This is a genomic window from Oceaniferula spumae, from assembly GCF_042849255.1.
Taxonomy (GTDB): domain Bacteria; phylum Verrucomicrobiota; class Verrucomicrobiia; order Verrucomicrobiales; family Akkermansiaceae; genus Oceaniferula; species Oceaniferula spumae.
In genome coordinates, this window is record NZ_AP026866.1 from 463,680 (window position 1) to 485,095 (window position 21,416).

The window sequence follows — 21,416 nt, forward strand, 5'->3', positions numbered from 1 at the left end:
TTGTAGCTCCGAAGTGTTCAAGTGGGAGGAAAATGAATGATGTTGATGGCTCTGCATTTCTTATTATTGCCGAACGTAGAGCTCAACCGCGCGCCGTGTAAAACAGTTTCGCATCATTAACGCTCTTAGCTCTACAACTTCCTCGGACAACGAACGGTATCGCGTCGGATGCAGCGACTTGTTGGGCTTTTTAATTTAATCTGTAATACGAGGCTTAAGATCGCCAGAAGCAATTTTATCAAGAATGCTAATTTGTCGTTGCAGATCCTCGGGTGTTTGAATTGCGTCATCTGGATGCAACGGCGCTGACCATTGACAGATCTCTGAGCGCCCTAATGCTATGTTCTGAATAGACTGAAGTGCTAAAATCCACTCTTGATAAATTTGATCTGGGTGAACGTCACTCTCAATTCGATCTGAGATCTCGGATAGCACATTGCTCCTGTATTCCAGCATGCCATCAATCAGCTCTATGGATGACGATATACACAATTCAGGTTTACAATTCTTAACCGTCCCACAACAAATTGGAAAACGCCAAACCCAATCAGCTGTGACCTCACTCAAATTTGGGATAGCATGTTCTAGTATACCTATCCCCATTACAGATTGAGGGAAAACATGTTTCTCAAAGGTAATTGGCCTGTAGTCGTACGAGTTCATATTATCTAGCCCAACGTAGAGCTCAACCGCCGGTGAGACAAGGTCGAAGGCTCTGCGTGGTTGATTCCGTGAAATGGTTTCTGGCTGAGGCCGGTTAACGGTCGGATGAAGCGCCTTGTTCGGCCACATTCTTGTATTCACGGGCAAGCTTCATGATATGCCATCCTTCTTCAGGAAAATCATTATAGTGCTTATCATCTTCATGTGCCCAATACCGGAATTCATCTTCGTGAATGTGGAAATCTGAAACGAGACGAACCAAGCTTGTTCTAACAGTTTCCTCGGGCGAACCTGCGCTCAAAGAATCTTCTAGACACTGAAAAATGAAACAGCCGAGAACGCGCTTCGCTAGATCTGAAGTTCCGTCTTCAGAATATAGACGTTCATAACGTGGCAAATCGCTCAAAGACGGAAAGGTGTATTCCCAGTCCTGGCACTTGAGCATATCGTTGACCGAAACGCCCAAAGATTCAGCTACCTCCTTGGCACCTTCTTCTGTTGGAAATCGATGAGTGCTCATATAATTATTGCCGAACGTAGAGCTCAACCGCCGGTGATTCAACCGTGGAATACACTCAATGGTTTTTTGCTCTCAAAGGTTTCTGGCTCACGGACGGTTAACGGTCGGATGAAGCGCCTTGTTAGACCAATTTTTTGACACACCCATATTGCTCTGCTATTCCCTCTAAGTCATAATAAAGAGTGCCTGTATAATGTGGAAGTCCTTTCCGAATCGCTTTAATCAGATGGCATGCGATATTACCATTCATGTCATCACCATCTTCTGACCGGATCGTAAGCGTCATGCACATCAACGGAATAACCTCTCCCAAAAGCTCGCCTGGTGCCATAGATAAAAAGTATGCAGCCTGCATTCTGCAATCATTGCTATACTCGATATACGGAGCACAAATAGCACAGAGTGACAACACCATCTCGGGTTCACTCAATCTAGAAGCAAAATAACTCGTAGCTGATTCGTCTGAATGCATCGAATCAATCAATCGATCTCTTAGTCGGTTGAGGTTCATATTATTTTTGTCTAACGTAGAGCTCAACCGCGCCGTGTAAACCGGTGTCGCATCATTCTAATTTTTAGTTCTACATCTCCATCTCACAACGAACGGTATCGCGTCGGATGCAGCGCCTTGTTAGGCCTATTTTTTGAGTTATCTATATGTAGCCTTCGGAAGAAACTTTAATCAACCGAATAACGCCAAAAACCAAGAATGCAATCCCAAGCGGAATGCAAACACGTGAAGCCAACAACATCATTCCGTAAATAGCCATTGCAGTCTGAGGAATAGGATCTCCTGGAGCCAACCATTCGATAATTCGATCTTGAGATCCTTCCACCAAGGAGGGCACGAAGAACATTAAGAAACCCGCACAAAGCAGAAATATTGGTAGCCCGATTCTGGATTTCATTATTATTGCCTAACGTCATAAGACACCCATCCACTACCGGGGGCGCGCTACGACTTCGGGGTTAAGGGTTGGAATCATCTGAAATTTTCGACTCTGGACGGGTAGTGGATTGGTGTGCTCTGCCTTGTTCGCCTGTTTTCGGTTTATGCAGTTGATGCGGTTGATGCTGGACGCCATGGAAGGAGTCCCTTCTGTGTCATGTAAGGAATCTCGTTGTTCTGGTCGTCGACGTCGTAACAAACACCATCACGATGCCTGTAATACCTGCCACACCCTCGGCAGCGATAGTCAAAATGCATTGGCGGGTCCAGGCTGTATCCTAGGGATTCGTAATCCTTACTTCTCCAGCACCCACAGCGGCACTTTGGATGGTCTCGCGCTACCAAGTTAACCCAAATCCCGACGAGAAGTAATAGCCACATCGGAATTGTGCCAATGACAAATCCCCACGTCACACCCTTCAACGTGTCCTCGATAACGAATTTGCCCATCAAAGCTCCGAAGCCGGTTAAGGCAAGAAACCAGATTGGTAATGCACGGCAGAGGTTCATCGGGTGGGGTTGTTTTTTGGCGAACGTAGAGCTCAACCGCGCCGTGTAAAACAGATTCGCAACCATTCACGTCTTTAGCTCTGCAAGTTCCTCGGACAACGAACGGTATCGCGTCGGATGAAGCGCCTTGTTCGGCCTAGTTCTTGGAGAAAATGCCACCACTCCAACTAGGTAAGAATCGTGGTTCAATCTCACCAGAAACCAATTCGCTGAGTTCTGAAAGAGTCCCTCCTGCCTTGGCGATATGACGTCCTGTCTCTCGTATAGTAGTAGGCCATCCAACGATGATTTGGTATCGATCCTCTGCCGAAAAGCGATTCTGATTCTGAATTATCCATTGCGCTAAATCGGTTATGCACGATTTAACGAAACTCTCGGTTGTAGCCTCTGACTCCTGAGGATGAATTACAGTGAACAGATTGACTAGATCACCATCCCACTGAGGTCGAAAGCTTGTCCTGTGAATGCCAAACCCCTCCCAGGTAATTTCCTCATCAGGGATGTCGATGTCGGATGTGCGTTCTATCGCATTCATATTATTATTGCCGAACGTAGAGCTCAACCGCCGGTGTGACAAGGTCGAAGGCTGTCGGTGGTTGATTCCGTGAAATGGTTTCTGGCTAAGAACGGTTAACGGTCGGATGAAGCGCCTTGTTAGCCCGATTTTGTCTTCTCCTTGGATATGACCTCACCGCTGGTAGCATCAAACACATACCTAAGGCCATCTATGGTGTCTAATATGAACTTATTATCCGTCTCTAACTTGCACTTAGGACCTCTCCAAAAATAGTGATTAACCGTAAGCTCAATCTTCTTAGGATCTTTTACCAGATCAATAGTCGAATAACTTTTGAGGAGCTTACCATCCTTGTAGAACTGCACAGCGACATGATCTTTGGAGAGTTCTCGCCCCGGGCTCCATGGCCCCATTCTCACAAGGTATCGTCCATCCATAGAAAGGAAAACTTGGTGCGAATACCATCCAGAAACCCTATAAATCTCTTTCATCGAACCATCAGGTTGAAGCCTGTGCGCCACCCCATAAGGAGGGCTCACCATCACTCGATTCGGCGTATAAGCGTACCTTCCAGGCATCATAGAAAATGTAACAGTCTTCCAGTATTCACTTACAAATATTCTTGGTCTCTCTCCAGCTGGCCTGTCTGCCAAAATAGGCAAGTTCAAGGTCATCAGGACTAATAATGTGACTAGTGGAATCTTCATTTATTATTGGCTAACGTAGAGCTCAACCGCGCCGTGTAAAACAGTTTCGCAACCATTCACGATCTTAGCTCTCAATGGTTTCTGACTTCGAAACCGTATCGCGTCGGATGAAGCGCCTTGTTAGCCTTCAATTATTCGGATGAGTGCCTGCACTATCGATGTATCTTTCGTCTTAAAATATACAACGCACATAAACGGCTTATCTCCACTGGTTCTCAGGTCTGACCGGTCTGGGTTACTGTAGCTGTGCACTATTGATTCTTTGTGCGCCTTGCAGAAGTCAACCCACCGCTTATTAACTTCGTAGGAAATCGGCACATCAGGAAAAATGAGCGTCGCTTTATCGAGTTCACCTGAAGCAACTAACGCCTCTAAACTCTCGTAAGGCTCTGTATAATCCTCAATTAGCGCCACTTCATGTGTAGGCGCGTCACTGTGCGCAAAAGGTTTCTCCAACATATCGTCATAAGCCTTAATCACGGCCCAATGGTCGTTCTCTTCTTTATGTGGGGAAAATTTATAGCCCACCATAATACCAACGATCAACGTGATGATTGGGATCAGTAATTTCATTATTGGCTAACGTTTAGCTCAACCGACGCCTCAGCAACGGTCGAACATCTTAAAGGGTTTTTCTCGGGTAACAGCTACTCGCGTCAGAACGGTTAGCGGTCGGATGCAGCGACTTGTTCGACTTAGATTCTCGAGTGTGTCGATAGAGCTACAAGACAATCTGAAAAAGCTCGCATCACGTTACTTAATGAAAAGAGGGTAGGCCAGTCCAACCGATCTAGCTGATACAGCGGTTGCTCCCCCAGCCCTACGGAAAATCCCTGCTGCTATACAATACTTTCCGTCTAATTGCTTTGGTTCCTTCACTTCACCATTATTTGGTAACACTCCGTAGGAATAATCGCTCAGTACTATACAGCTACTTAACCGTTTATACTTCATGTCTTCCTTGCTCTTATAAAGCAGAAATCTATGTACAACCTTCCCCTCGTCCTTACCCGATTCCACCTTCGCAGAATAAACTTTGATAAACCCATCAATCTGACCTTCAACTAACATATTTGATTTCAAAGCATTCAGGGAAGACCAGGTGATTACCTTATATAAATCTAGATGGTCATATTGTTTAGTTAATGGATATTCTATAGCCATTCCAAATGGGTTATCAAATACCCCTTCAAACGGATCTTTCTCAGATGCAGCAGACTCAGTAGCGCCAACATGCAACGCCAATAACAGCGGTGTGATTAATAATAGTATCGTTTTCATAGTTTTTGATTATTGTCGAACGTAGAGCTCAACCGCCGGTGTGACAAGGTCGAAGGCTTTGCGTGGTTGATTCCGTTAAATGGTTTCTGGCTGAGGACGGTTAACGGTCGGATGAAGCGCCTTGTTCGGCCACATTCTTGCTAGGAAACATTGCATTTATGCTGTCTATCGAATGGTCACTCTCCGATAAGATAAGGCTAGCCCCATTCAGTCTATTTCTACTGCTGATGGACAAATTATAATACCCCTCAAGATCAGAGTATGGCTTAATCGTCCATTCAGCTAGTCTAGCCATCGAAATCTTACCTGCCACCTCGCCCTTTAACCTTATCGTACCATCCTTAATCAACCAACGGTTATGAACGCGCGCGCTCAGATACGGCAGCAACACGAAAATCAACATCAAGAATGGAACAACCATAAGCGGCGCAATATATAAGAATGTATTCTCTGGTTCAACGTTGTAGAACCAGACAGAGAAAGCAATACAGATAGGTAATCCAAAAATGATCAACGTACGTATAACCGAATAGCACAATTTGCGTACCGCCTTAAGTCGCAGCTCCCGTATGGCGTCATCTTCTGATAGTAGCGCTTCCATAGCATCTTATTATTGCCGAACGTAGAGAACAACCGCCGCGTGTAAAACACTCGCCAATCATTCATGGTTTTAACTCAAAAACGGTCTCGGACTCAGGACGGTTAACGGTCGGATGCTTCGCCTTGTTCGGTAAGTTTTCATCTAACAACGATCAAAGCGATAGACGATCACTGGCCATTCACTCCGACCGCTCTAGCCATGAGCAAAGGATATGTGACAACGCGTGAAATGTCAAAATAGGATGGTGCCAAGTTCGGTGATGAAAATTACGGGATGAACCGCCAAGCCATCAGGCACTTCTCAGTTGGGTGTAGCTTGTTCAACCATTCCGCCCCATTCCGCAGCATCTATCCAACGGCATTAATCGCGATGAACCAAAAACACCTTCACCCTTGACCGACACCAACGATCTGATCAAAAGGTCTTATTATTGACCGAACGTAGAGCTCAACCGCCGGTGATACAACCGTGGAATGCCCTCAATGGTTTTTCACTCTCAGAGATTGCTGGCCTAGGAACGGTTAACGGTCGGATGAAGCGCCTTGTTCGGCCACATTCTTGCAAAGGAAAACAGCACCTCAAACAGATATCAAACCTCAAACACCGACCGCATCTAGCCGTGTGCGACAGCCTGTCTTATCAAGCGCCGAAGCCTGAAACATCTGAACCAAGATCATAGGGAGAACCGATGAGCTACGCGGATCAAACCACTCTCAAGCTTCACACCATCATCGGAGGCTTGTGCTGCCACGATCGTCACATCAGGAACCCATGTCACCGAAACCTGAAAATGCCAAGCCACCCAAAACCCCTTCATCGTTCCATCACCAAAACGCAAAATCCCATGCGTGCATTCATTGCCGAACGTAGAGCTCAACCGCGCCGTGTAAACCAGATTCGTAGCCATTCACGGTCTTAACTCTCACTGGTTTCTGGCTTCAAAACGGTATCGCGTCGGATGAAGCGCCTTGTTAGACCAATTTTATTCATTATGTCATTAACGGTCAATAGCCTCCCCAACCACCGCCAAATATGTTCGTGTTCATAGGCGCGTGATTACCACCTTGATCGGAGGATGGAATTCGGAACAAAGCTAGATATAAAAATGGACCGAATATTGGCATGACGACCACGACAGCCCATACCGAACGCCTCAATATCGAGGTTCCTCTATGCTTAGGTAAAATTATAAATCCAAGGACGATTCGGAGGGATATAACAAGTGATATTCCAACCGCCACGCTGAATATAGGATTCTGGATGATGTATTCGCGCATTCTTATTCTTGTCTAACGTAGAGCTCAACCGCGCCGTGTAAAACAGTTTCGCAACCATTCACGATTTTAGCTCATCATGGTTTCTGGCTCACGGACGGTATCGCGTCGGATGAAGCGCCTTGTTAGACTCATTTTTTGTCTTCATCGGTATCTGGCTCGACCACTCTATTCTCCAGATTATCGTAATCCTTCGCCCATCCGAAAAATTCTTTGATATGCGAAATAACCGAACCGCCAGTCCATGCTTGAACCAACATTACAGATCCTACTAAACCTACGATTACAGGAAACTCAATATTGTCGTTGTGCATATCCAACGATGTAATGCTCACCCCAATGGTCGCCATCCCAACAATTATGGATGAAGCAATAATCTTAGCGTCTTGGGTCATGGTGATATTATTTTCTTATTCTTGTCTAACGTAGAGCTCAACCGCGCCGTGTAAAACAGAATGGCATCATTCACGATTTTAGCTCACAATGGTTTCTGACTTCGGACGGTATCGCGTCGGATGAAGCGTCTTGTTAGACCAAATTCTTGTCTTCCAGTATACCCTATCCTACTCACCTTCTGGGGTGTAGATAATCCACGATCTATCCAGAGATAGGACAGGCTCTTGAAGGATTCTTATAAGTCCATCGCAGTTGGGGCAATCAATCTCCCACTTCTTGTTGCCGCTATTCGTAAGACCTGACCTAGAAAAGATCAAACCCGAAGAACCGCACTCTAAACAACGTGGGGGTGACACCCGAGACTTACGCCAGATTATCTCATCTGGTTCCGTCAACTCTGCCATATCGGGTATTCGCTCGGCCCAAACAGCGCAGGAACAATCATTACACCATGCAAACGTCTTATAAACCCTAGTCCTAGCTCCACCTTCAAGCTCATACGAACGCAGCGGATCTGAAAGCGTAGTTGTCACCTTACATGTCTCACACTTAGCCTTAAATCGTCCCATATTATTATTGTCTAACGTAGAGCTCAACCGCCGGTGTGACAAGGTCGAAGGCTGTGGGTGGCTGATTCCGTGAAATGGTTTCTGGCTGAGGACGGTTAACGGTCGGATGAAGCGCCTTGTTCGATCTCTTATTGCTTATCAGCCTTCGCCTTGATCAGTGGAAAAACTTGGCCATCCATAGTGACTGCCAACCAGAAAAAATCGTCAGAATCCAAGTTACGATAGCGGATGTAATAGAACCATCGTGTATCTCGCTCATTCTTATCGGAGATGATATCTAGGCCTGAATACACCCACCTATCTGAATCCTCACCCAAGAACTTGCCGATGTATGCTCTCGCATTCAGCTTAATCTTCTTGAGCGGCATAGGAAGCTGATCACCTGGATTCCACTTAGGTGACTTCGTCAGATCATGCTTAACCGGAAAACTTATGATCTTTGCATTACCAACCTTACCAACGCGGATCTCAGGATTCTCGATTGAAGCCATCGACATAGAACAACAGCACACAATCGCAAAGGTGGTGATTATTGTCTTCATTATTATCGAACGTAGAGCTCAACCGCGCCGTGTAAAACAGTTTCGCACCATTCACGATTTTAGCTCACAATGATTTCTGGCTCACGGACGGTATCGCGTCGGATGAAGCGCCTTGTTCGACCACATTATTCGAGAGACTCTTCGTATGACCCTTCGGATAATAACAATCTGCGTGCGATCATGTCTCCAGCGACAAGCGTATCGTCCTTGATGTTACTCCAAACCTCAAAATTCACAATAGCTCCTTGTGTGCACGTTGAGAACTCGGCAAGTATCCAATCCCAGAACATATGCCAATCAATTTTGGTATTCTGAATTAGGACACTCACGCCCCTCTCTCCAAAGAAGTTATTCTCGACGCAAAAATCCCACCCATGCTCCCAAGATTCAGCTAATCGGTCATGCACACGTGATGCCAAAGCTTCCTCACTAAACAAAGCCTCATCAGAATAATTAGGGGATTGAAGCGATTTCTCGATCAACTCGTAAAAATCATTAGTCTTCAATTTGGTCATAATTATTATTGTCGAACGTAGAGCTCAACCGCGCCGTGTAAACCCGATTCGCAGCCATTCACATTCTTAGCTCACAATGGTTTCTGGCTCACGAACGGTATCGCGTCGGATGAAGCGCCTTGTTCGACCACATTCTTAGAGCTAGCTATAACACGTCTGGAGGAAGGCTTCCAATAGTAACAGCTCGACTCTTCACCCCTGTGGCGATCTCAATAACAACACCGCGCCGCTGAAACCTTAACTTAATACCTCGGTTGGTCTCACATACGAAGCCATGCTCCAATAACTTAATCATATCAAGGCTATACCTTCCAATCTCGTAAACTGGTGATAGTGAATCTGCAGTCCACCCAACAGTTATCGTTATTATCTTCTGATCGTCAGGTATATCCCCATGGTGATGTTTACAATTATCATCCCTGATAACCCAACTTCTATCAGTTAGGTGATTTGGTTCTAAAATGGTGATCATAGGTATTTCTTATTTTTGTCGAACGTAGAGCTCAACCGCGCCGTGTAAAACAGATTCGCCGCCATTCACGATCTTAGCTCACAATGGTTTCTGGCTCACGGACGGTATCGCGTCGGATGAAGCGCCTTGTTAGCTCCATTATTTCTTCTTTGCTTCAACAGCATTCGCACCAAACAGCTCTTCCAACTCCGCCATATCCACATCTCCATGCTTCAATAGATCGATAACCTTAATCTTGTAGGTTTTACCTTCAGAACTCACTTCAAAGACTCCTTTGGTCACTCTAGTCTCCTGAAATGTGACCTTCTTCTTTCTTGGATCTGTACCAAATAATACTCTTGTGTGCGACGCTCCCTTAAAAACAAGAGCTTCAAGAATCGACTTTGGATCCTGCCTTACACGTTTGTGAATTTGGTTCTGTGTCAATACTCCACCTTTAACCGTTATAATCAGCTTATTCTTAAGGCCAGATAGAACCACATAATGTGAATCTTCATACCACTTCCACTTCTCATCAGCTTCTTCTGAAAAGGCACTTAGTGTGAAAATTAATAAGACGCCGAATGATATTAGTTTTGTTTTCATATTATTAGCTAACGTCATAAGACACCCATCCACTACCGGGGGCGCGCTTCGACTTCGGGGTTAAGGGTTAAAATCATCTGAAAATTTCGACTCTGGGCGGGTAGTGGATTGGTGTGCTCTGCCTTGTTCGGCGGTTTGATTGATGTTGACGGAATGCCCTACTCGGTGTCATTTCGCGTTCTTGAAGTGAATTCCATAGCGGAATCCGTTAATCGCTGCCGGAATGTAGATTTCAATTCTGGCCTGACGGAGGAAGCTCTCGTGCACCTCACATGTCATGCTTGTTTTCCCAGCACGCGTCTTTGTGAATTTCAAGGGTGCTGAGAGAACCCGTCCAACCTTACTATCGAGTAGAACAACTTGAGCACTCTCGACCACCCTGTCCACGTAGCGATCGACCTTCTTGCCATCGCGATAGTGACTGGTTTCTTTCACCTCCGGGCGAGATGCATACGAAATGGTTACAGTGCGTAGATCTCCGTCTTTCTTTATTGAAATGTCGAACGTATCACTGAATCCCTTTGGTGGGTTGGCAGCATCGACAGTGACGCTCTCCATATCAGCAGGGGCTGACGTCATACCTGCAATGGAAGCAAGAAGAATCAGGGAGAGAAGCAGGCATTTCGAGTGAAGGCAGTGCTGTGATTTCATGGTGCTTTATTCTTAGCCGAACGTCATAGGACACCCATCCACTACCGGGGGCGCGCTTTGACTTCAGGGTTTAGGGTTGGAATCATCATTCAGATTTTGACTCGGGACGGGTAGTGGATTGGTGTGCTCCGCCTTGTTCGCTATTTATTGTTGGGATTCGGTATCCACGTCGATGCAACTGCAACAGGGCATGAAAATTATCGATCTCTTGGCGTTGTGCTATAATGACAATAGCATCCTTGATTCTCGTAATCTTCCCCTCCGGTAGCTTGGGCCACTTCGCTCCTTGTTGCACGGAAATCTTACCATCGGCAGCTTCTGCCAATCCCAGCGCTCGTAATTCATCACGCGTGACCAACTTAGTGGAAAGGGCCACGGTGTCGCCTGGATACACCCGTTGATGTAATGGTGTGTTACGGAGAACCCAAACACCATTCTGAAAGAGAAATTCATAGCCGCCAATATCAGCCGCATATGAGAGCGCAACGACAGCTGGAATTTTCTTAAGTGCAACCTTAGCAGGAACCTTGCGTAGCTCATCGTCGGAGACATCAATGCGCACGGCAATGGGGGTCTCTGTATCATTCTTGATCTGGATGCGAATCTTCTCAACAACGTCAAACAACGTTCCCCCGTCGAGAGTATTGATAGACTTCACGTGTGGGCCAATCCATGTGCGAGGCTCATCTGCTCTCACTGGAGTAATAATCAGCAAGAGGATATAGATGGTGAGGCGGTGCATTATTTAAGCGAACGTCATAAGCCACCCATCCACTATCGGGGGCGCGCTTCGACATCAAGGTTAAGGGTTGGAATGGTCATTCAGATTTCGACTCAGGACGGGTAGTGGATTGGTGTGCGCTGCCTTGTTAGCGTTGTTTTAGTTGGAGTCTCCCAAGATCGATGATACCAGATTCCTCCGGGTAACGTGTGTCGGCAGAGTCTCTGTCTGGTAAATATCTGTGCCAGTAAATATGCGTAGTTTGATATCCGATCGGCTCAATAATGATCTTCGCATCGGGATGATTGATTCGTGCAGGTCCACCGAGCCAGCTTAATTGAGGCTCGCGATCTGGGGCGACTTCTACCTCGCCGCGTGTAGATGTAGCAGTATCAAACTTTGTTCCATCTATACTGATTTTTGTTGGTATCCCTGAAATTGGGCGATTCGTGTCAGCGTCAGTGAGTGTAGCTTGGAACCCGTATCGTGACACCACCTGCACTGGGCTGCAGCTGATGACCGCAGTGCATGCAATTAGACTGAGTGTAGTTATGAAGGCGTGCATTCTTTACGCTAACGTCATAAGACACCCATCCGCTACCGGGGGCGAGCTTCGACTTCGGGGTTAAAGGTTGGAATCATCTGAAAATTTCGACTCTGGACGGGTAGTGGATTGGTGTGCTCTGCCTTGTTCGGCCGAATTATTGGGCTATAGCACGGAGCGAGTATAACACACCTGAGCCATCACCAGCGTAGAAGCCCTCCTCATGCATGTCCTCAAAGACCGGCAAGAGGGCCAGCTTCTCGTCCCTTGACCAGTTGCTAAGGTTAAGTAGGTCTGGGTATTGATGGTCAAATTCGTGTTCAATGAAGTAAAACCAGTCACGCTCGGAGCGGAAAGCGATATCCGGAATCCCTAATGTAATCAGCTGATCCTTGTATTTAACCAGAAATTGATTCCACTCAATTCGACCTTCTCTGTTTGAGCGATAAGCCATAACCATAGTGATGTAGGGTAGATATTCTTATTATTAGCCGAACGTCATAAGACACCCATCCACTACCGGGGGCGCGCTTCGACTTCAGGGTTAAAAGTTGGAATGTTCATTCAGATTTCGACTCTGGACGGGTAGTGGATTGGTGTGCTCTGCCTTGTTAGCCCTGTTTTGTTTGTAGGCGACTTACTTCTTCGGCTGTAGCTCAACCTTGATCGGCTTCTTCGCAACGTATTCCAACATGCCCGAATCAAGGTAACCATCTTTACGGACCTCAATCCAGACAACCTTCTGAATGCGCTTCTTGATCCGAACTTCGCCATTCTTGTCGGTAAGGATGGCAGGATAATTCATGCTGTGTGAGATGGGAGTAACCTTTGCCTCCGCAATGGGGTTCCCCTTGGGGTCTACCACGATCACGTCTGCCTTCTTGTCTGCGGCAACAAAAGCGGCGCACCCGATGGCTGTCACCGATAGGATTATTACGATTCGTATTAGTGCGTGCATTTTTAAGGCTAACGTCATAAGACACCCATCCACTACCGGGGGCGCGCTTCGACCTCAGGGTTAAGGGTTGGAATGGTCATTCAGATTTCGACTCGGGACGGGTAGTGGATTGGTGTGCTCTGCCTTGTTCGGCCGCTTTTTTGTTTTGTGACGTAGGAGAACTTGATCTCTTGTTTGGAGGGTTGGCACCGTAGGCTAGCAACAGTTCTTCACATTGCGTATCTCCACTGAAATCATGAAGGGTGCTTAGCGGCGTCTCTCCAGTGACATCAACATGATTCGGATCTGCACCATTATCCAGAAGGAACTTAGCGCAATCGTAGCTCGGTCGATTAACAAGTGCTGTAAATAGCAATGTATGGCCGTCGAAACCGGATTCTTCTGTGACTAACTCAGGATGCGCGTTAACTAATGCTTCCAAAGATTCGACATCATTATTCCGGATTGCTCTTTCTGCATCCATGAACGGTGACCGTTTAGAACACGACGAAAGCGAGACGATGACGAACAGGATTAGAATATGATTCAGGCGAAGCATTTTTTTTCTTAGCCGAACGTCAAAGGCCACCCACCGCTATCCGGCGGCGAGCGTTGACTTGGGGTTAAAGGTTCTAGTTGTCATTCAGATTCCGACTCAGAGCGGGATAGCGGTTGGTGTGCGCCGCCTTGTTCGGCATTGATAGTGTCGAGCTTCCACCGATATACGATGTTGCTTCCACGTCTTAGAGCAATTCCGCTCTGCCAGCCTTCATCTTCTCTAGAAACGTCCAGCCGAGGAAAAAAGAATAGGTCACCAGCCTCTGCACGACGACTGTGGAAACCAGCAACATTCAACCAGTCAAAACGAACATCCTCGATACGCTGAAACCCGCTTGGAAAGCCGTCAGTCTCAGCGAACTCGACCAACGATTCTTCAATCTGAGTTGCAAGCTGATCAGTAATTGGCTCTGTGATGTAGGCCGAAGACGCAGCAAGAGGTTTGGGTATAGCATGTGCGCGCAGCTTCTCCTCTGCAGCTTCCTCCATGCCACGGTCGTATGATTGCTGTAGAGCGTCGTCACAGCTCACGAAAAGCAAAAGAGAGAAGCTGAAGATGTATCGCATTGATTTAGCCGAACAGTTAAATGGACGGCCGGTCGTAGTTTACGGGATAGACGACCGTCAGTCTATCGCATAGAGAAATTAGGGTGACAGCGAAAATATCGACCATCGTGGGACATTCTGTCGCAACTTCAGCCCTCTGCGTCTTGTTTAGACTGGCAGACCGTAGAAAACAACCTCGCACTGTAAATCAGTTGTCCACCTTCCGACTCACGACGGCTGCCGAACCGGTATTCGCTCCCTGTCACGTCTGGGACAACAAGCCCGGAGGTGGGTGTCACAAGCCCTCCGGACGACCTGTAGCCGTGCCTCCGCCTCTGGTCGATTTGCCGGGTCCGGGCAAAAACCTTGTCAATCGGTCACAACACTGAGGTGGGCATACGAGATGAAACACACCGTCCCAAGTTAGATCCCTGACCGCTCAGGTCAAGATGGATGATCGGTTTCCACCACACGCAATCCAGCCGTCTGGAAGCGGGCGGCCCATCCACACCCACCGCCCCCCCCGGGCACAAACGCAATAGTCGGCCATGCCACGTTATATACAAATGTGAGGGACAAGACTGTCTCTCACATCATACCCCTCCGCGCCAGCGCCGTGATCCACCCCCGGATCACGGCTTTTTTCGTGCATGGGAGGGATACATAACAACCAACAAGAAAGGAACCAACACCATGGCTGTGAAACTCATAGCAAACTACAGCAAGCGTCTCGGTCTTCCGGGCTACTCGTCACACCAGTTCAGCGTCTCCGTCGAGACCGAGCTGAACACCACCGACGACATCGCCCACGAAGCCGGACGTCTGTACAACAACCTCCAGACCAACGTCGACGAACAGATCCGGCAGACCGGATTCGTTCCGCCCCACGACTACGGCATGGAACCCCCGGCCCGGCAAGCCGACACCGTTCAGCCCGGCAACGTCCTGCCCATCGCCCGACACAGCGACTGGCAGTGCTCTCCGAAACAGCAGGAGCTTATCCTCAAACTCATCGGGGAAAACAACCTGGACAAGAACGATGTCGAGCAGCTTGCCAAGCAACGTTTCCGCAAGAGCGTGCCGCAGCTCAACAAGCTGGAGGCGTCCGGTCTGATCGACCTGATCATTCAGCAGCAGTTGCAAGACCGGAAAAAGAAGGGAGGCCAGCGATGATCTCCACTCTCAACCCGACCACCGACACCTCCGCCCGGGGAAACTACGGTCGTGCCCTCGACTACATCTCGGCGTCACGACTCAGTTGCTGGCAACAATGCAGAAGAAAACATTACTTCCGCTACGTTGCCGACATCCCCTCCGAACCGTCGCCGGCGATGCACCTGGGCAAGGTCGTGCACGCCACTCTCCAGCAATGGAACCTGTGGCGATGGGACAGGAAACCCTACACGATGAATGATCTGCATGCTGCCTTCTTCCACTCGTGGGAAAAGGAACAGGCGGAGAATACCGTGCCGTGGAAATCGGACAAGGAGCACGACGACCTGCGCGACAAGGCGTGGGAACTTGTGACCGCCTATCTTGATGCCGCTGTCATTGACGAGAGTGAAGACATCGCCGGTGTCGAGGTGCGGCTTGAAGCCGAGATCGAGGGGCTGCCCACGGTCATCGGCATTGTCGACCTCGTTCGCGGGGGAGGCCGTATCGTCGACTTCAAGACCGCCGCCAAGTCTCCCTCGCAAAACAGCGCGGGACACGTGCACGGCACGCAGCTGGGCATCTACGCCCTGTTGTATCGCCATTGCACCGGAACCAGGGAACTGGGCATCGAGCTTCATCATCTGGTGAAGACCAAGGTGCCCAAGGTCTGCGTCTCCGAGTTCGGCAGCATGTCTGACCGTGAGATCGGCAACGTCATCGCCCTCATGCATCAGTATGTGGATTCGGTGAAAGCCGGGGACTGCACACCGTCGCCGTCCTTCATGTGCTCGGGGTGTGAATACCTCTCGCAGTGCAAGAGCTGGCAGGGCGGCGAGGTGCAAGGGAACGGGGATGCGTCATGAGAAACGCCTTCCTTTTCGCGACACTGGCCATGTTTGTGAGCTGCACCGGTTGCAGCAAAAAGAAACAGGACCCGCCTCCGCCCGTCGTGGTCAACGCCCCGGACTACCAACCGATCGGCGAAGGCATGAAGGTTCAAAGCTACGCGCTGGTCGGAGTCGCGGTGATCATCACCGTCGGCCTGATTGCCCGCAATGGAAACCACTGACCCCGCAATGCCATGAACCCGACCAACGCCATAATCAGCCTCTTCAGCTTTGTATCCCTCGGAGCACTGACGCTCTGGGCTATCAAGGACCTGTGGGGCGTCATGCTGGCACTCTTGCTGATCGCCGGTCTAATCAACCTGGCGGGACGCAAGCGCTGACCGGCAAACAACAAAACCGCAAGGCCGCATCCGGACTCCCTGACAGGAGCGAGGATGCGGCCTTTTTCATTACAAAACCAAACCCAAACAGAAAACCAAACATATGAACAACATCATCAACATGAACCGCCACCAGCCGGTGGCTTACGAGATCGTGGAAAACGCACCGCGAGTGAATGACAATCCGAAACCCCGGGGCATGCTGCTTCACTGCGGAGCCCAGGTCGTGGACCGTCAGGATCTCTTCGAGGTCGCCACCCCCCACGGCACCGACACATGGTATCCGCTCCCGCACCGCTCGCTGGTGACGGAAGTGGAACACCAGCTTCAGGCCGCCGGTTTCCAACTGCGCGGCGAGACCCATGCCCTGACCCACGACGGCTCCAGATACTTCGGAGTCATCCAGGTCAACCTGCCGACCCGGAGCGCCCGGGACTTCGGCTGGGTGGTGGGACTGCGCAACTCGCATGACAAGAGCCTGCCCGCCGGACTCGTTGCCGGAACCCAGGTATTCGTCTGTGACAACCTTGCCTTCAACGGCGAGGTGAAGCTCAGTCGCAAGCACACGCGTTTCGCCATGCGCGATCTGAAGCAACTGACGGCCCGTGCGGTCGGAAAGCTCGGTGACAAGTTCGCCGACTTCGACCGCCGGATATCCGCCTACAAGAAGATGTATCTCCCGGACCGTTCCGCCCATGACCTGATCGTCAGAAGCGTCGACTGCCGGGCGATCACAGCGAGCCAAGTGCCTGCCGTGTTGGAGGAATGGCGCAAGCCGTCCCACGAAGAGTTCCTGCCGCGCAACGCCTGGAGCCTCTTCAACGCCTTCACCGAAGTCTACAAGGGAGTCAATCCCCAAACAGCGGTGAAACGCGGACAAGCACTCCACGGGCTCTTTGACGGACAAGTGGGCCTCGCCAGTTAATCGCAACAACCGAAACACCAGCCGCCACTGAGACCTCAAAATCCCAGTGGCGGTTACTTTTTCAACCCATCTACCAAAACCAACAACCCATAAACCACATGAAAATCATCAACGCAATCATCACCTCTATGCCCCGGCCAATGCCGCAAGGTATGTTCGATCCTATGCCCGAAGTCATCGCGACTTTCGAGGATGGCTCCAGCAAATCCCTGTTCACGTTCTACCCCGACGAGATCTCGTTCCAAGCATCAGAGTTCATCAGCCTCACTGAGCAAGAAGCCCACAGCATCCTGCAACAAAAAGTCAGCACCTACCTCCGTTCATAACTCCTAACCACCACCAACCCAAAATAAAACCATGAACCAAACTACCAACACCACCAGTACCTCCCTCTATTTCCGCGAGGGCAACTCAGACAAAGAATACCACGTCGCCATCGAGCCGGAAGGCGAAGGCTACCACGTCACCTACGTATACGGACGGCGTGGCAACACCCTCACCACTGGAAGCAAGACACAGAACATTGTCGCCCTTGCCGAGGCGACTGCCATCCACGACAAACTTGTCCGTCAGAAAATCGCCAAAGGCTACCATCTGGCAGACAGCCCAGACCATAACCCCGGGGTAATCGCTCACGCTCACGACACGGGCCAAGACACCGGCATCCGCTGCCAACTCCTCAATCCCGTCGATGAAGACCAAGCATCACGCCTCCTCACCGACAAGCGTTACTGCCTTCAGGAAAAACACGACGGTCGCCGGCTCATGATCCGGAAGATAGGCGATGAGATCACCGGTATCAACCGCCGGGGACACGTCGTTTCCGTCCCGACCGCAATCCGCGAAGCCGTCGGCAAGCTCCCTGTGGATGCCCTGCTCGATGGCGAAGTTGTTGGTGACACTTACCACGTCTTCGACCTGCTCGAATTGAAAGGCCACGACATCCGCCAGCAAGGTTACATCATCAGACACGCCGGCCTGCTCGCCCTGCTGCCTCCCGGTTGTGACGCCCTCCTCTGGGTCAGCACCGCCATCGACAGCGATGACAAGGTGGCGACCTACGAGGAACTCAGCCACACCAACCGCGAGGGAGTCGTGTTCAAGGACATCGATGCACCCTTCAGTCCCGGGCGACCAAATTCAGGGGGTAGTCAGTTGAAATATAAGTTCGTCGAGACGGCATCATTCCTCGTCAGCGGACACAACTGGGCAAGAAGCGTCAGCCTCGGCCTCTATGGCACCGGCCCGCAGTCACAAGTTCTCCTGCCCGCAGGAAACGTTACAATTCCACCTAACTGCCCGGTTCCACAAACCGGTGCTGTCGTGGAAGTCCGTTACCTCTACGCCTTCCGAGAAAGCGGCTCTATCTACCAACCCGTCTACCTCTACGAACGCAACGACATCCCGGACACCGACTGCACCACCGACCAGTTGAAATACAAAGCCGAGCCAGCCCCCGCCCTCGCATAACACAAGCAAGAAACAAAAAACCAAGCGCCGCCTCAGCCTGGACCCGCCGGCATCACGACTACGACCATTGCCAGTGAATACAATCCCAAGGAGCCTGCCCCGGTCATATCCGGGGCGGGTTCTTTTTTCTTAGCTATCAGCCGACGACTCAGATAAATGTACACAGAAATGCCGCGACTTGTTATGAGCGCGGCATGAGCTTAGCCTCAGGCAACGGGTAGCGGTGGCACTTGATTACCTCCGGAAATCCTGCTCGGAGATGACCGATCTTGATCATGGCGACTATGACGCCACCGCCCACACCCTGCTGATCCGCCGAGGCAAAGGGGGCAAGAGCCGGCTCCTGCCCGTGGGGGAGCGCGCCGCCGTCTGGCTGGACCGCTACCTCTCGGAATCACGCCCGCATTTCGCCCACCTGCCATCTGAAACCGCCATGTTCCTGAGCGGTTACGGAACCCGGATCACACCCGCCTACCTCGGCAACTGGGTCGCCGGACAGATGAAGCTCGCGGGAATTACCACCAAGGGTTCCTGCCACCTGTTCAGCCACTCCTGTGCTACCTCGATGCACATCGGCGGAGCCGACATCCGCTACGTGCAGGAAATCCTTGGTCACGCCCGAATGGAAACCACCCAGATATACACCCACGTGCACATTGCCGCCCTTGCCGAAGTCCATGCCCGCTGCCACCCGCACGGGCGCATTCCTTCTAGTGAGTGTGTTCCCAATTCCGAATCCCAGGCAGGATCATCTGAACCTTCTGAGGAATCCAGCCCATGGACAGATTCCCCTTCACATCCCCTGCCGGATTCGTTAGGTAAGAACATAGAAATGCTTGAAGTCTGTCCATCCAAACTATCGGCCCTTGCAACGCCGTCAAATCGCCTCGGAAATTACTCCGATGACGATCTGGACCCGCCTTCTTTCCCGTTTCCCACTCAACCGGTACCTACTCCACCACCGCTTGGAAATCCAGCCAAGACCATCACCCCCAATCAGTCAGACGAGCTTTCAACCTCTACTAAACACGGCCATCTTAATTGCTACGGATACAGATACTATGGTCCGACCGTAGGACGCTGGTCGTCCAGAGATCCTATTGGGGAAAGCGGAGGAGAAAACCTGTATGGGATGATATCTAACAATCCTGCAAACAATTTTGAGATTTTAGGCCTTCGACCAGGCGATGGAATTAGTGGTATTTTGCCTGTTCCACCAGAGTATCCTGAGATCCCATATCCTGCGCCCGCTCCAATAATCCCCATTCCTAATCCTGACGTGGATATTCCAAGTGGGCTTCCTGGTGGAATTAGCGATCAAGATTATATCCAAGAGTGGGAATGTAATTGCACGTATACAGCATGCTGCCAAGGAACAGGGAGCTGCAATCTATTAGTTGTTATAGGGAAAGGCAAATTTGTAGATGCTGACAGGAGTGTGGCCCTTACCAAAGCCGACGCGAAGTCAATTGAAAATGCGGATTCCCAATGTAAAGAAAACAGCTCTTCGTGCAATGTTCGAAAGCCTGCATTAGATAGAGCTCTTGATTGCGAGTGTGGTCCCGCTCCATTCCCTTTACCTGTTTTTCCTAAGCCCAAGCAACCTGGCCCAGGAATTAACTATCCCCCTATTCAAGTAGATTAATGAGCATTATGTTACTATTTCCGAACTATGAATATTTTTAATAAATGTAACCTATGGCATGCCGTGTTTATTTTTGTGTGCCTGAACTCCAAAGTGGTAGCTGCAAAAAAAGATAGTATAGCAAGTTACGTGCCTAAAGGCTATGAATGCTTATACAAAATCGAGAAGATAAGTAAATCGCAGGTGGCGATCAAATTACTGCATGCGAATAGTCAAAATGTGCCGTCATCATACGAAAAAGATGCCAAAGCTCTCTCTTTAAATAGGCCGGTTGGTCAATACCTTTTATTTGTAGGTAGAACCGGAATGAAATATAATTACAAAATGTATCCATTAAAGGCTAAACGGTTGAAGAAATGGAGCGTTAGCGAGATTGTTAATTTTTTGCGAACATATAAAAAACAGAGCGTTCTCAGAGAGGGGTCCTGAGAGTAAATAAAAGGTGAGGCCCAGAAAGGAAAGGGGGCAGGAAGAGATAAGGTGCATGACAATACTGTTAGACTGTGTTGTTAGACATTCACCCTCCCACGCTGGCGCAGCAAAAACCCCAGCCTGGAGCAAGGGAGAAAACCGCTGCGGCACGCTCCATGCTTGGGGCATGGATCGCGCCTCCGCTTCCGCGAGAGCCATTCGGAGGCGGTCGCTGGGCTTCCGTCCTGCGTTGGCAGAGCGTAAGCGTCCTACGAAGGTAAGCGCTCAATCTTGAGCCATGATTTTAACTACCCCTTTTTCTTAGCCGCATGGATGTCAGCGCAAACTCTGGTGGGGACCGAGAGGATTGCGGAAATGCTCCACATGGGGCATCGCAGCAATGTCAGCGCGGCGAAGAAATGGGTGCGCGAAACCAAGCAAGGGAGCAAGTGGTTGCGCAAGCTGGCGTAGCTTGGCGATAAATGCTTATAATCTAACATCTCCTGAATCCGCAATCCACGGAC

At 49.7% G+C, this 21,416-nt stretch carries 27 protein-coding genes; 9 read left to right on the top strand and 18 right to left on the bottom strand.

The genetic code is table 11. The annotated features are described in order from the left end of the window. Nucleotides 1-195: 195 nt before the first annotated feature. From ACSPJT_RS02040 to ACSPJT_RS02125, 18 genes are all read right to left on the bottom strand, one after another. Nucleotides 196-663, bottom strand: a complete 468-nt coding sequence (locus tag ACSPJT_RS02040; protein WP_435894706.1) for a hypothetical protein — start codon at nucleotides 661-663, stop codon at nucleotides 196-198. A 94-nt stretch (nucleotides 664-757) separates the two neighbouring features. Next, nucleotides 758-1,183 (bottom strand): hypothetical protein, encoded by a 426-nt coding sequence (locus ACSPJT_RS02045; protein WP_435894707.1) that lies wholly within the window; start codon nucleotides 1,181-1,183, stop codon nucleotides 758-760. A 121-nt stretch (nucleotides 1,184-1,304) separates the two neighbouring features. Further along, on the bottom strand, nucleotides 1,305-1,694 hold the full coding sequence (locus ACSPJT_RS02050) for a hypothetical protein (protein WP_435894708.1): 390 nt from the start codon (nucleotides 1,692-1,694) through the stop codon (nucleotides 1,305-1,307). A gap of 142 nt (nucleotides 1,695-1,836) precedes the next feature. Further along, nucleotides 1,837-2,091: a hypothetical protein gene (locus ACSPJT_RS02055; protein WP_435894709.1), complete on the bottom strand. Its 255-nt coding sequence runs from the start codon at nucleotides 2,089-2,091 to the stop codon at nucleotides 1,837-1,839. A 1,205-nt stretch (nucleotides 2,092-3,296) separates the two neighbouring features. Beyond that, entirely contained in the window at nucleotides 3,297-3,866 is a 570-nt protein-coding gene (locus tag ACSPJT_RS02060) for a hypothetical protein (RefSeq protein ID WP_435894710.1), read from the bottom strand. A gap of 120 nt (nucleotides 3,867-3,986) precedes the next feature. Next, the gene (locus tag ACSPJT_RS02065; protein WP_435894711.1) at nucleotides 3,987-4,439 is read right to left on the bottom strand and encodes a hypothetical protein; all 453 of its coding nucleotides are present in this window, start codon (nucleotides 4,437-4,439) and stop codon (nucleotides 3,987-3,989) included. A gap of 180 nt (nucleotides 4,440-4,619) precedes the next feature. Further along, nucleotides 4,620-5,147: a hypothetical protein gene (locus ACSPJT_RS02070; RefSeq protein WP_435894712.1), complete on the bottom strand. Its 528-nt coding sequence runs from the start codon at nucleotides 5,145-5,147 to the stop codon at nucleotides 4,620-4,622. 100 nt (nucleotides 5,148-5,247) lie between these two features. Further along, complete coding sequence (locus tag ACSPJT_RS02075) at nucleotides 5,248-5,748, bottom strand: hypothetical protein (protein ID WP_435894713.1); 501 nt, start codon at nucleotides 5,746-5,748, stop codon at nucleotides 5,248-5,250. A gap of 1,405 nt (nucleotides 5,749-7,153) precedes the next feature. Then, on the bottom strand, nucleotides 7,154-7,417 hold the full coding sequence (locus tag ACSPJT_RS02080; RefSeq protein WP_435894714.1) for a hypothetical protein: 264 nt from the start codon (nucleotides 7,415-7,417) through the stop codon (nucleotides 7,154-7,156). A gap of 698 nt (nucleotides 7,418-8,115) precedes the next feature. Next, nucleotides 8,116-8,529 (bottom strand): hypothetical protein, encoded by a 414-nt coding sequence (locus ACSPJT_RS02085; protein WP_435894715.1) that lies wholly within the window; start codon nucleotides 8,527-8,529, stop codon nucleotides 8,116-8,118. 125 nt (nucleotides 8,530-8,654) lie between these two features. Then, complete coding sequence (locus ACSPJT_RS02090) at nucleotides 8,655-9,044, bottom strand: hypothetical protein (RefSeq protein WP_435894716.1); 390 nt, start codon at nucleotides 9,042-9,044, stop codon at nucleotides 8,655-8,657. Between the two features lie 610 nt (nucleotides 9,045-9,654). Further along, nucleotides 9,655-10,101, bottom strand: a complete 447-nt coding sequence (locus tag ACSPJT_RS02095; protein ID WP_435894717.1) for a hypothetical protein — start codon at nucleotides 10,099-10,101, stop codon at nucleotides 9,655-9,657. A gap of 168 nt (nucleotides 10,102-10,269) precedes the next feature. Further along, on the bottom strand, nucleotides 10,270-10,752 hold the full coding sequence (locus tag ACSPJT_RS02100) for a hypothetical protein (protein WP_435894718.1): 483 nt from the start codon (nucleotides 10,750-10,752) through the stop codon (nucleotides 10,270-10,272). Nucleotides 10,753-10,837: 85 nt separating this feature from the next. Next, complete coding sequence (locus ACSPJT_RS02105) at nucleotides 10,838-11,494, bottom strand: hypothetical protein (RefSeq protein ID WP_435894719.1); 657 nt, start codon at nucleotides 11,492-11,494, stop codon at nucleotides 10,838-10,840. 680 nt (nucleotides 11,495-12,174) lie between these two features. Continuing rightward, on the bottom strand, nucleotides 12,175-12,471 hold the full coding sequence (locus ACSPJT_RS02110) for a hypothetical protein (RefSeq protein ID WP_435894720.1): 297 nt from the start codon (nucleotides 12,469-12,471) through the stop codon (nucleotides 12,175-12,177). 183 nt (nucleotides 12,472-12,654) lie between these two features. After that, nucleotides 12,655-12,939, bottom strand: a complete 285-nt coding sequence (locus tag ACSPJT_RS02115) for a hypothetical protein (protein ID WP_435894721.1) — start codon at nucleotides 12,937-12,939, stop codon at nucleotides 12,655-12,657. Between the two features lie 112 nt (nucleotides 12,940-13,051). Next, nucleotides 13,052-13,513, bottom strand: a complete 462-nt coding sequence (locus tag ACSPJT_RS02120) for an ankyrin repeat domain-containing protein (RefSeq protein WP_435894722.1) — start codon at nucleotides 13,511-13,513, stop codon at nucleotides 13,052-13,054. 80 nt (nucleotides 13,514-13,593) lie between these two features. Further along, nucleotides 13,594-14,079 (bottom strand): hypothetical protein, encoded by a 486-nt coding sequence (locus tag ACSPJT_RS02125; RefSeq protein WP_435894723.1) that lies wholly within the window; start codon nucleotides 14,077-14,079, stop codon nucleotides 13,594-13,596. 672 nt (nucleotides 14,080-14,751) lie between these two features. Here ACSPJT_RS02125 and ACSPJT_RS02130 point away from each other — a divergent pair. From ACSPJT_RS02130 to ACSPJT_RS02170, 9 genes are all read left to right on the top strand, one after another. Next, complete coding sequence (locus tag ACSPJT_RS02130; RefSeq protein WP_435894724.1) at nucleotides 14,752-15,231, top strand: hypothetical protein; 480 nt, start codon at nucleotides 14,752-14,754, stop codon at nucleotides 15,229-15,231. Next, nucleotides 15,228-16,076 carry a RecB family exonuclease gene (locus tag ACSPJT_RS02135; protein ID WP_435894725.1) on the top strand — a complete coding sequence of 283 codons (849 nt, stop codon included), beginning with the start codon at nucleotides 15,228-15,230 and terminating at the stop codon, nucleotides 16,074-16,076. The genes ACSPJT_RS02130 and ACSPJT_RS02135 overlap by 4 nt, the downstream gene beginning before the upstream one ends. Further along, nucleotides 16,073-16,282, top strand: coding sequence for a hypothetical protein (locus ACSPJT_RS02140; RefSeq protein WP_435894726.1), 210 nt, complete (start codon nucleotides 16,073-16,075; stop codon nucleotides 16,280-16,282). Before ACSPJT_RS02135 ends, ACSPJT_RS02140 begins: the two co-directional genes overlap by 4 nt. Nucleotides 16,283-16,294: 12 nt before the next feature. Continuing rightward, the gene (locus ACSPJT_RS02145; protein ID WP_435894727.1) at nucleotides 16,295-16,441 is read left to right on the top strand and encodes a hypothetical protein; all 147 of its coding nucleotides are present in this window, start codon (nucleotides 16,295-16,297) and stop codon (nucleotides 16,439-16,441) included. A gap of 103 nt (nucleotides 16,442-16,544) precedes the next feature. Next, entirely contained in the window at nucleotides 16,545-17,366 is an 822-nt protein-coding gene (locus ACSPJT_RS02150; protein WP_435894728.1) for a DUF932 domain-containing protein, read from the top strand. Nucleotides 17,367-17,464: 98 nt separating this feature from the next. Next, a complete protein-coding gene (locus ACSPJT_RS02155) occupies nucleotides 17,465-17,692 on the top strand; it encodes a hypothetical protein (RefSeq protein ID WP_435894729.1) in 228 nt (75 codons plus the stop codon). Nucleotides 17,693-17,723: 31 nt separating this feature from the next. Beyond that, nucleotides 17,724-18,836, top strand: a complete 1,113-nt coding sequence (locus ACSPJT_RS02160) for a WGR domain-containing protein (protein WP_435894730.1) — start codon at nucleotides 17,724-17,726, stop codon at nucleotides 18,834-18,836. Between the two features lie 259 nt (nucleotides 18,837-19,095). Then, nucleotides 19,096-20,481, top strand: coding sequence for a tyrosine-type recombinase/integrase (locus tag ACSPJT_RS02165; protein WP_435894731.1), 1,386 nt, complete (start codon nucleotides 19,096-19,098; stop codon nucleotides 20,479-20,481). Between the two features lie 702 nt (nucleotides 20,482-21,183). Continuing rightward, the gene (locus ACSPJT_RS02170; RefSeq protein ID WP_435894732.1) at nucleotides 21,184-21,363 is read left to right on the top strand and encodes a hypothetical protein; all 180 of its coding nucleotides are present in this window, start codon (nucleotides 21,184-21,186) and stop codon (nucleotides 21,361-21,363) included. Nucleotides 21,364-21,416 lie beyond the last annotated feature (53 nt).

What these genes read in the sequence shown, in the direction of transcription:
- ACSPJT_RS02040 (WP_435894706.1), bottom strand. Translation starts at nt 663, where the DNA reads ATGAACTCGTACGACTACAGGCCAATTACCTTTGAGAAACATGTTTTC.
- ACSPJT_RS02045 (WP_435894707.1), bottom strand. Translation starts at nt 1,183, where the DNA reads ATGAGCACTCATCGATTTCCAACAGAAGAAGGTGCCAAGGAGGTAGCT.
- ACSPJT_RS02050 (WP_435894708.1), bottom strand. Translation starts at nt 1,694, where the DNA reads ATGAACCTCAACCGACTAAGAGATCGATTGATTGATTCGATGCATTCA.
- ACSPJT_RS02055 (WP_435894709.1), bottom strand. Translation starts at nt 2,091, where the DNA reads ATGAAATCCAGAATCGGGCTACCAATATTTCTGCTTTGTGCGGGTTTC.
- ACSPJT_RS02060 (WP_435894710.1), bottom strand. Translation starts at nt 3,866, where the DNA reads ATGAAGATTCCACTAGTCACATTATTAGTCCTGATGACCTTGAACTTG.
- ACSPJT_RS02065 (WP_435894711.1), bottom strand. Translation starts at nt 4,439, where the DNA reads ATGAAATTACTGATCCCAATCATCACGTTGATCGTTGGTATTATGGTG.
- ACSPJT_RS02070 (WP_435894712.1), bottom strand. Translation starts at nt 5,147, where the DNA reads ATGAAAACGATACTATTATTAATCACACCGCTGTTATTGGCGTTGCAT.
- ACSPJT_RS02075 (WP_435894713.1), bottom strand. Translation starts at nt 5,748, where the DNA reads ATGGAAGCGCTACTATCAGAAGATGACGCCATACGGGAGCTGCGACTT.
- ACSPJT_RS02080 (WP_435894714.1), bottom strand. Translation starts at nt 7,417, where the DNA reads ATGACCCAAGACGCTAAGATTATTGCTTCATCCATAATTGTTGGGATG.
- ACSPJT_RS02085 (WP_435894715.1), bottom strand. Translation starts at nt 8,529, where the DNA reads ATGAAGACAATAATCACCACCTTTGCGATTGTGTGCTGTTGTTCTATG.
- ACSPJT_RS02090 (WP_435894716.1), bottom strand. Translation starts at nt 9,044, where the DNA reads ATGACCAAATTGAAGACTAATGATTTTTACGAGTTGATCGAGAAATCG.
- ACSPJT_RS02095 (WP_435894717.1), bottom strand. Translation starts at nt 10,101, where the DNA reads ATGAAAACAAAACTAATATCATTCGGCGTCTTATTAATTTTCACACTA.
- ACSPJT_RS02100 (WP_435894718.1), bottom strand. Translation starts at nt 10,752, where the DNA reads ATGAAATCACAGCACTGCCTTCACTCGAAATGCCTGCTTCTCTCCCTG.
- ACSPJT_RS02105 (WP_435894719.1), bottom strand. Translation starts at nt 11,494, where the DNA reads ATGCACCGCCTCACCATCTATATCCTCTTGCTGATTATTACTCCAGTG.
- ACSPJT_RS02110 (WP_435894720.1), bottom strand. Translation starts at nt 12,471, where the DNA reads ATGGCTTATCGCTCAAACAGAGAAGGTCGAATTGAGTGGAATCAATTT.
- ACSPJT_RS02120 (WP_435894722.1), bottom strand. Translation starts at nt 13,513, where the DNA reads ATGCTTCGCCTGAATCATATTCTAATCCTGTTCGTCATCGTCTCGCTT.
- ACSPJT_RS02125 (WP_435894723.1), bottom strand. Translation starts at nt 14,079, where the DNA reads ATGCGATACATCTTCAGCTTCTCTCTTTTGCTTTTCGTGAGCTGTGAC.
- ACSPJT_RS02130 (WP_435894724.1), top strand. Translation starts at nt 14,752, where the DNA reads ATGGCTGTGAAACTCATAGCAAACTACAGCAAGCGTCTCGGTCTTCCG.
- ACSPJT_RS02135 (WP_435894725.1), top strand. Translation starts at nt 15,228, where the DNA reads ATGATCTCCACTCTCAACCCGACCACCGACACCTCCGCCCGGGGAAAC.
- ACSPJT_RS02140 (WP_435894726.1), top strand. Translation starts at nt 16,073, where the DNA reads ATGAGAAACGCCTTCCTTTTCGCGACACTGGCCATGTTTGTGAGCTGC.
- ACSPJT_RS02145 (WP_435894727.1), top strand. Translation starts at nt 16,295, where the DNA reads ATGAACCCGACCAACGCCATAATCAGCCTCTTCAGCTTTGTATCCCTC.
- ACSPJT_RS02150 (WP_435894728.1), top strand. Translation starts at nt 16,545, where the DNA reads ATGAACAACATCATCAACATGAACCGCCACCAGCCGGTGGCTTACGAG.
- ACSPJT_RS02155 (WP_435894729.1), top strand. Translation starts at nt 17,465, where the DNA reads ATGAAAATCATCAACGCAATCATCACCTCTATGCCCCGGCCAATGCCG.
- ACSPJT_RS02160 (WP_435894730.1), top strand. Translation starts at nt 17,724, where the DNA reads ATGAACCAAACTACCAACACCACCAGTACCTCCCTCTATTTCCGCGAG.
- ACSPJT_RS02165 (WP_435894731.1), top strand. Translation starts at nt 19,096, where the DNA reads ATGACCGATCTTGATCATGGCGACTATGACGCCACCGCCCACACCCTG.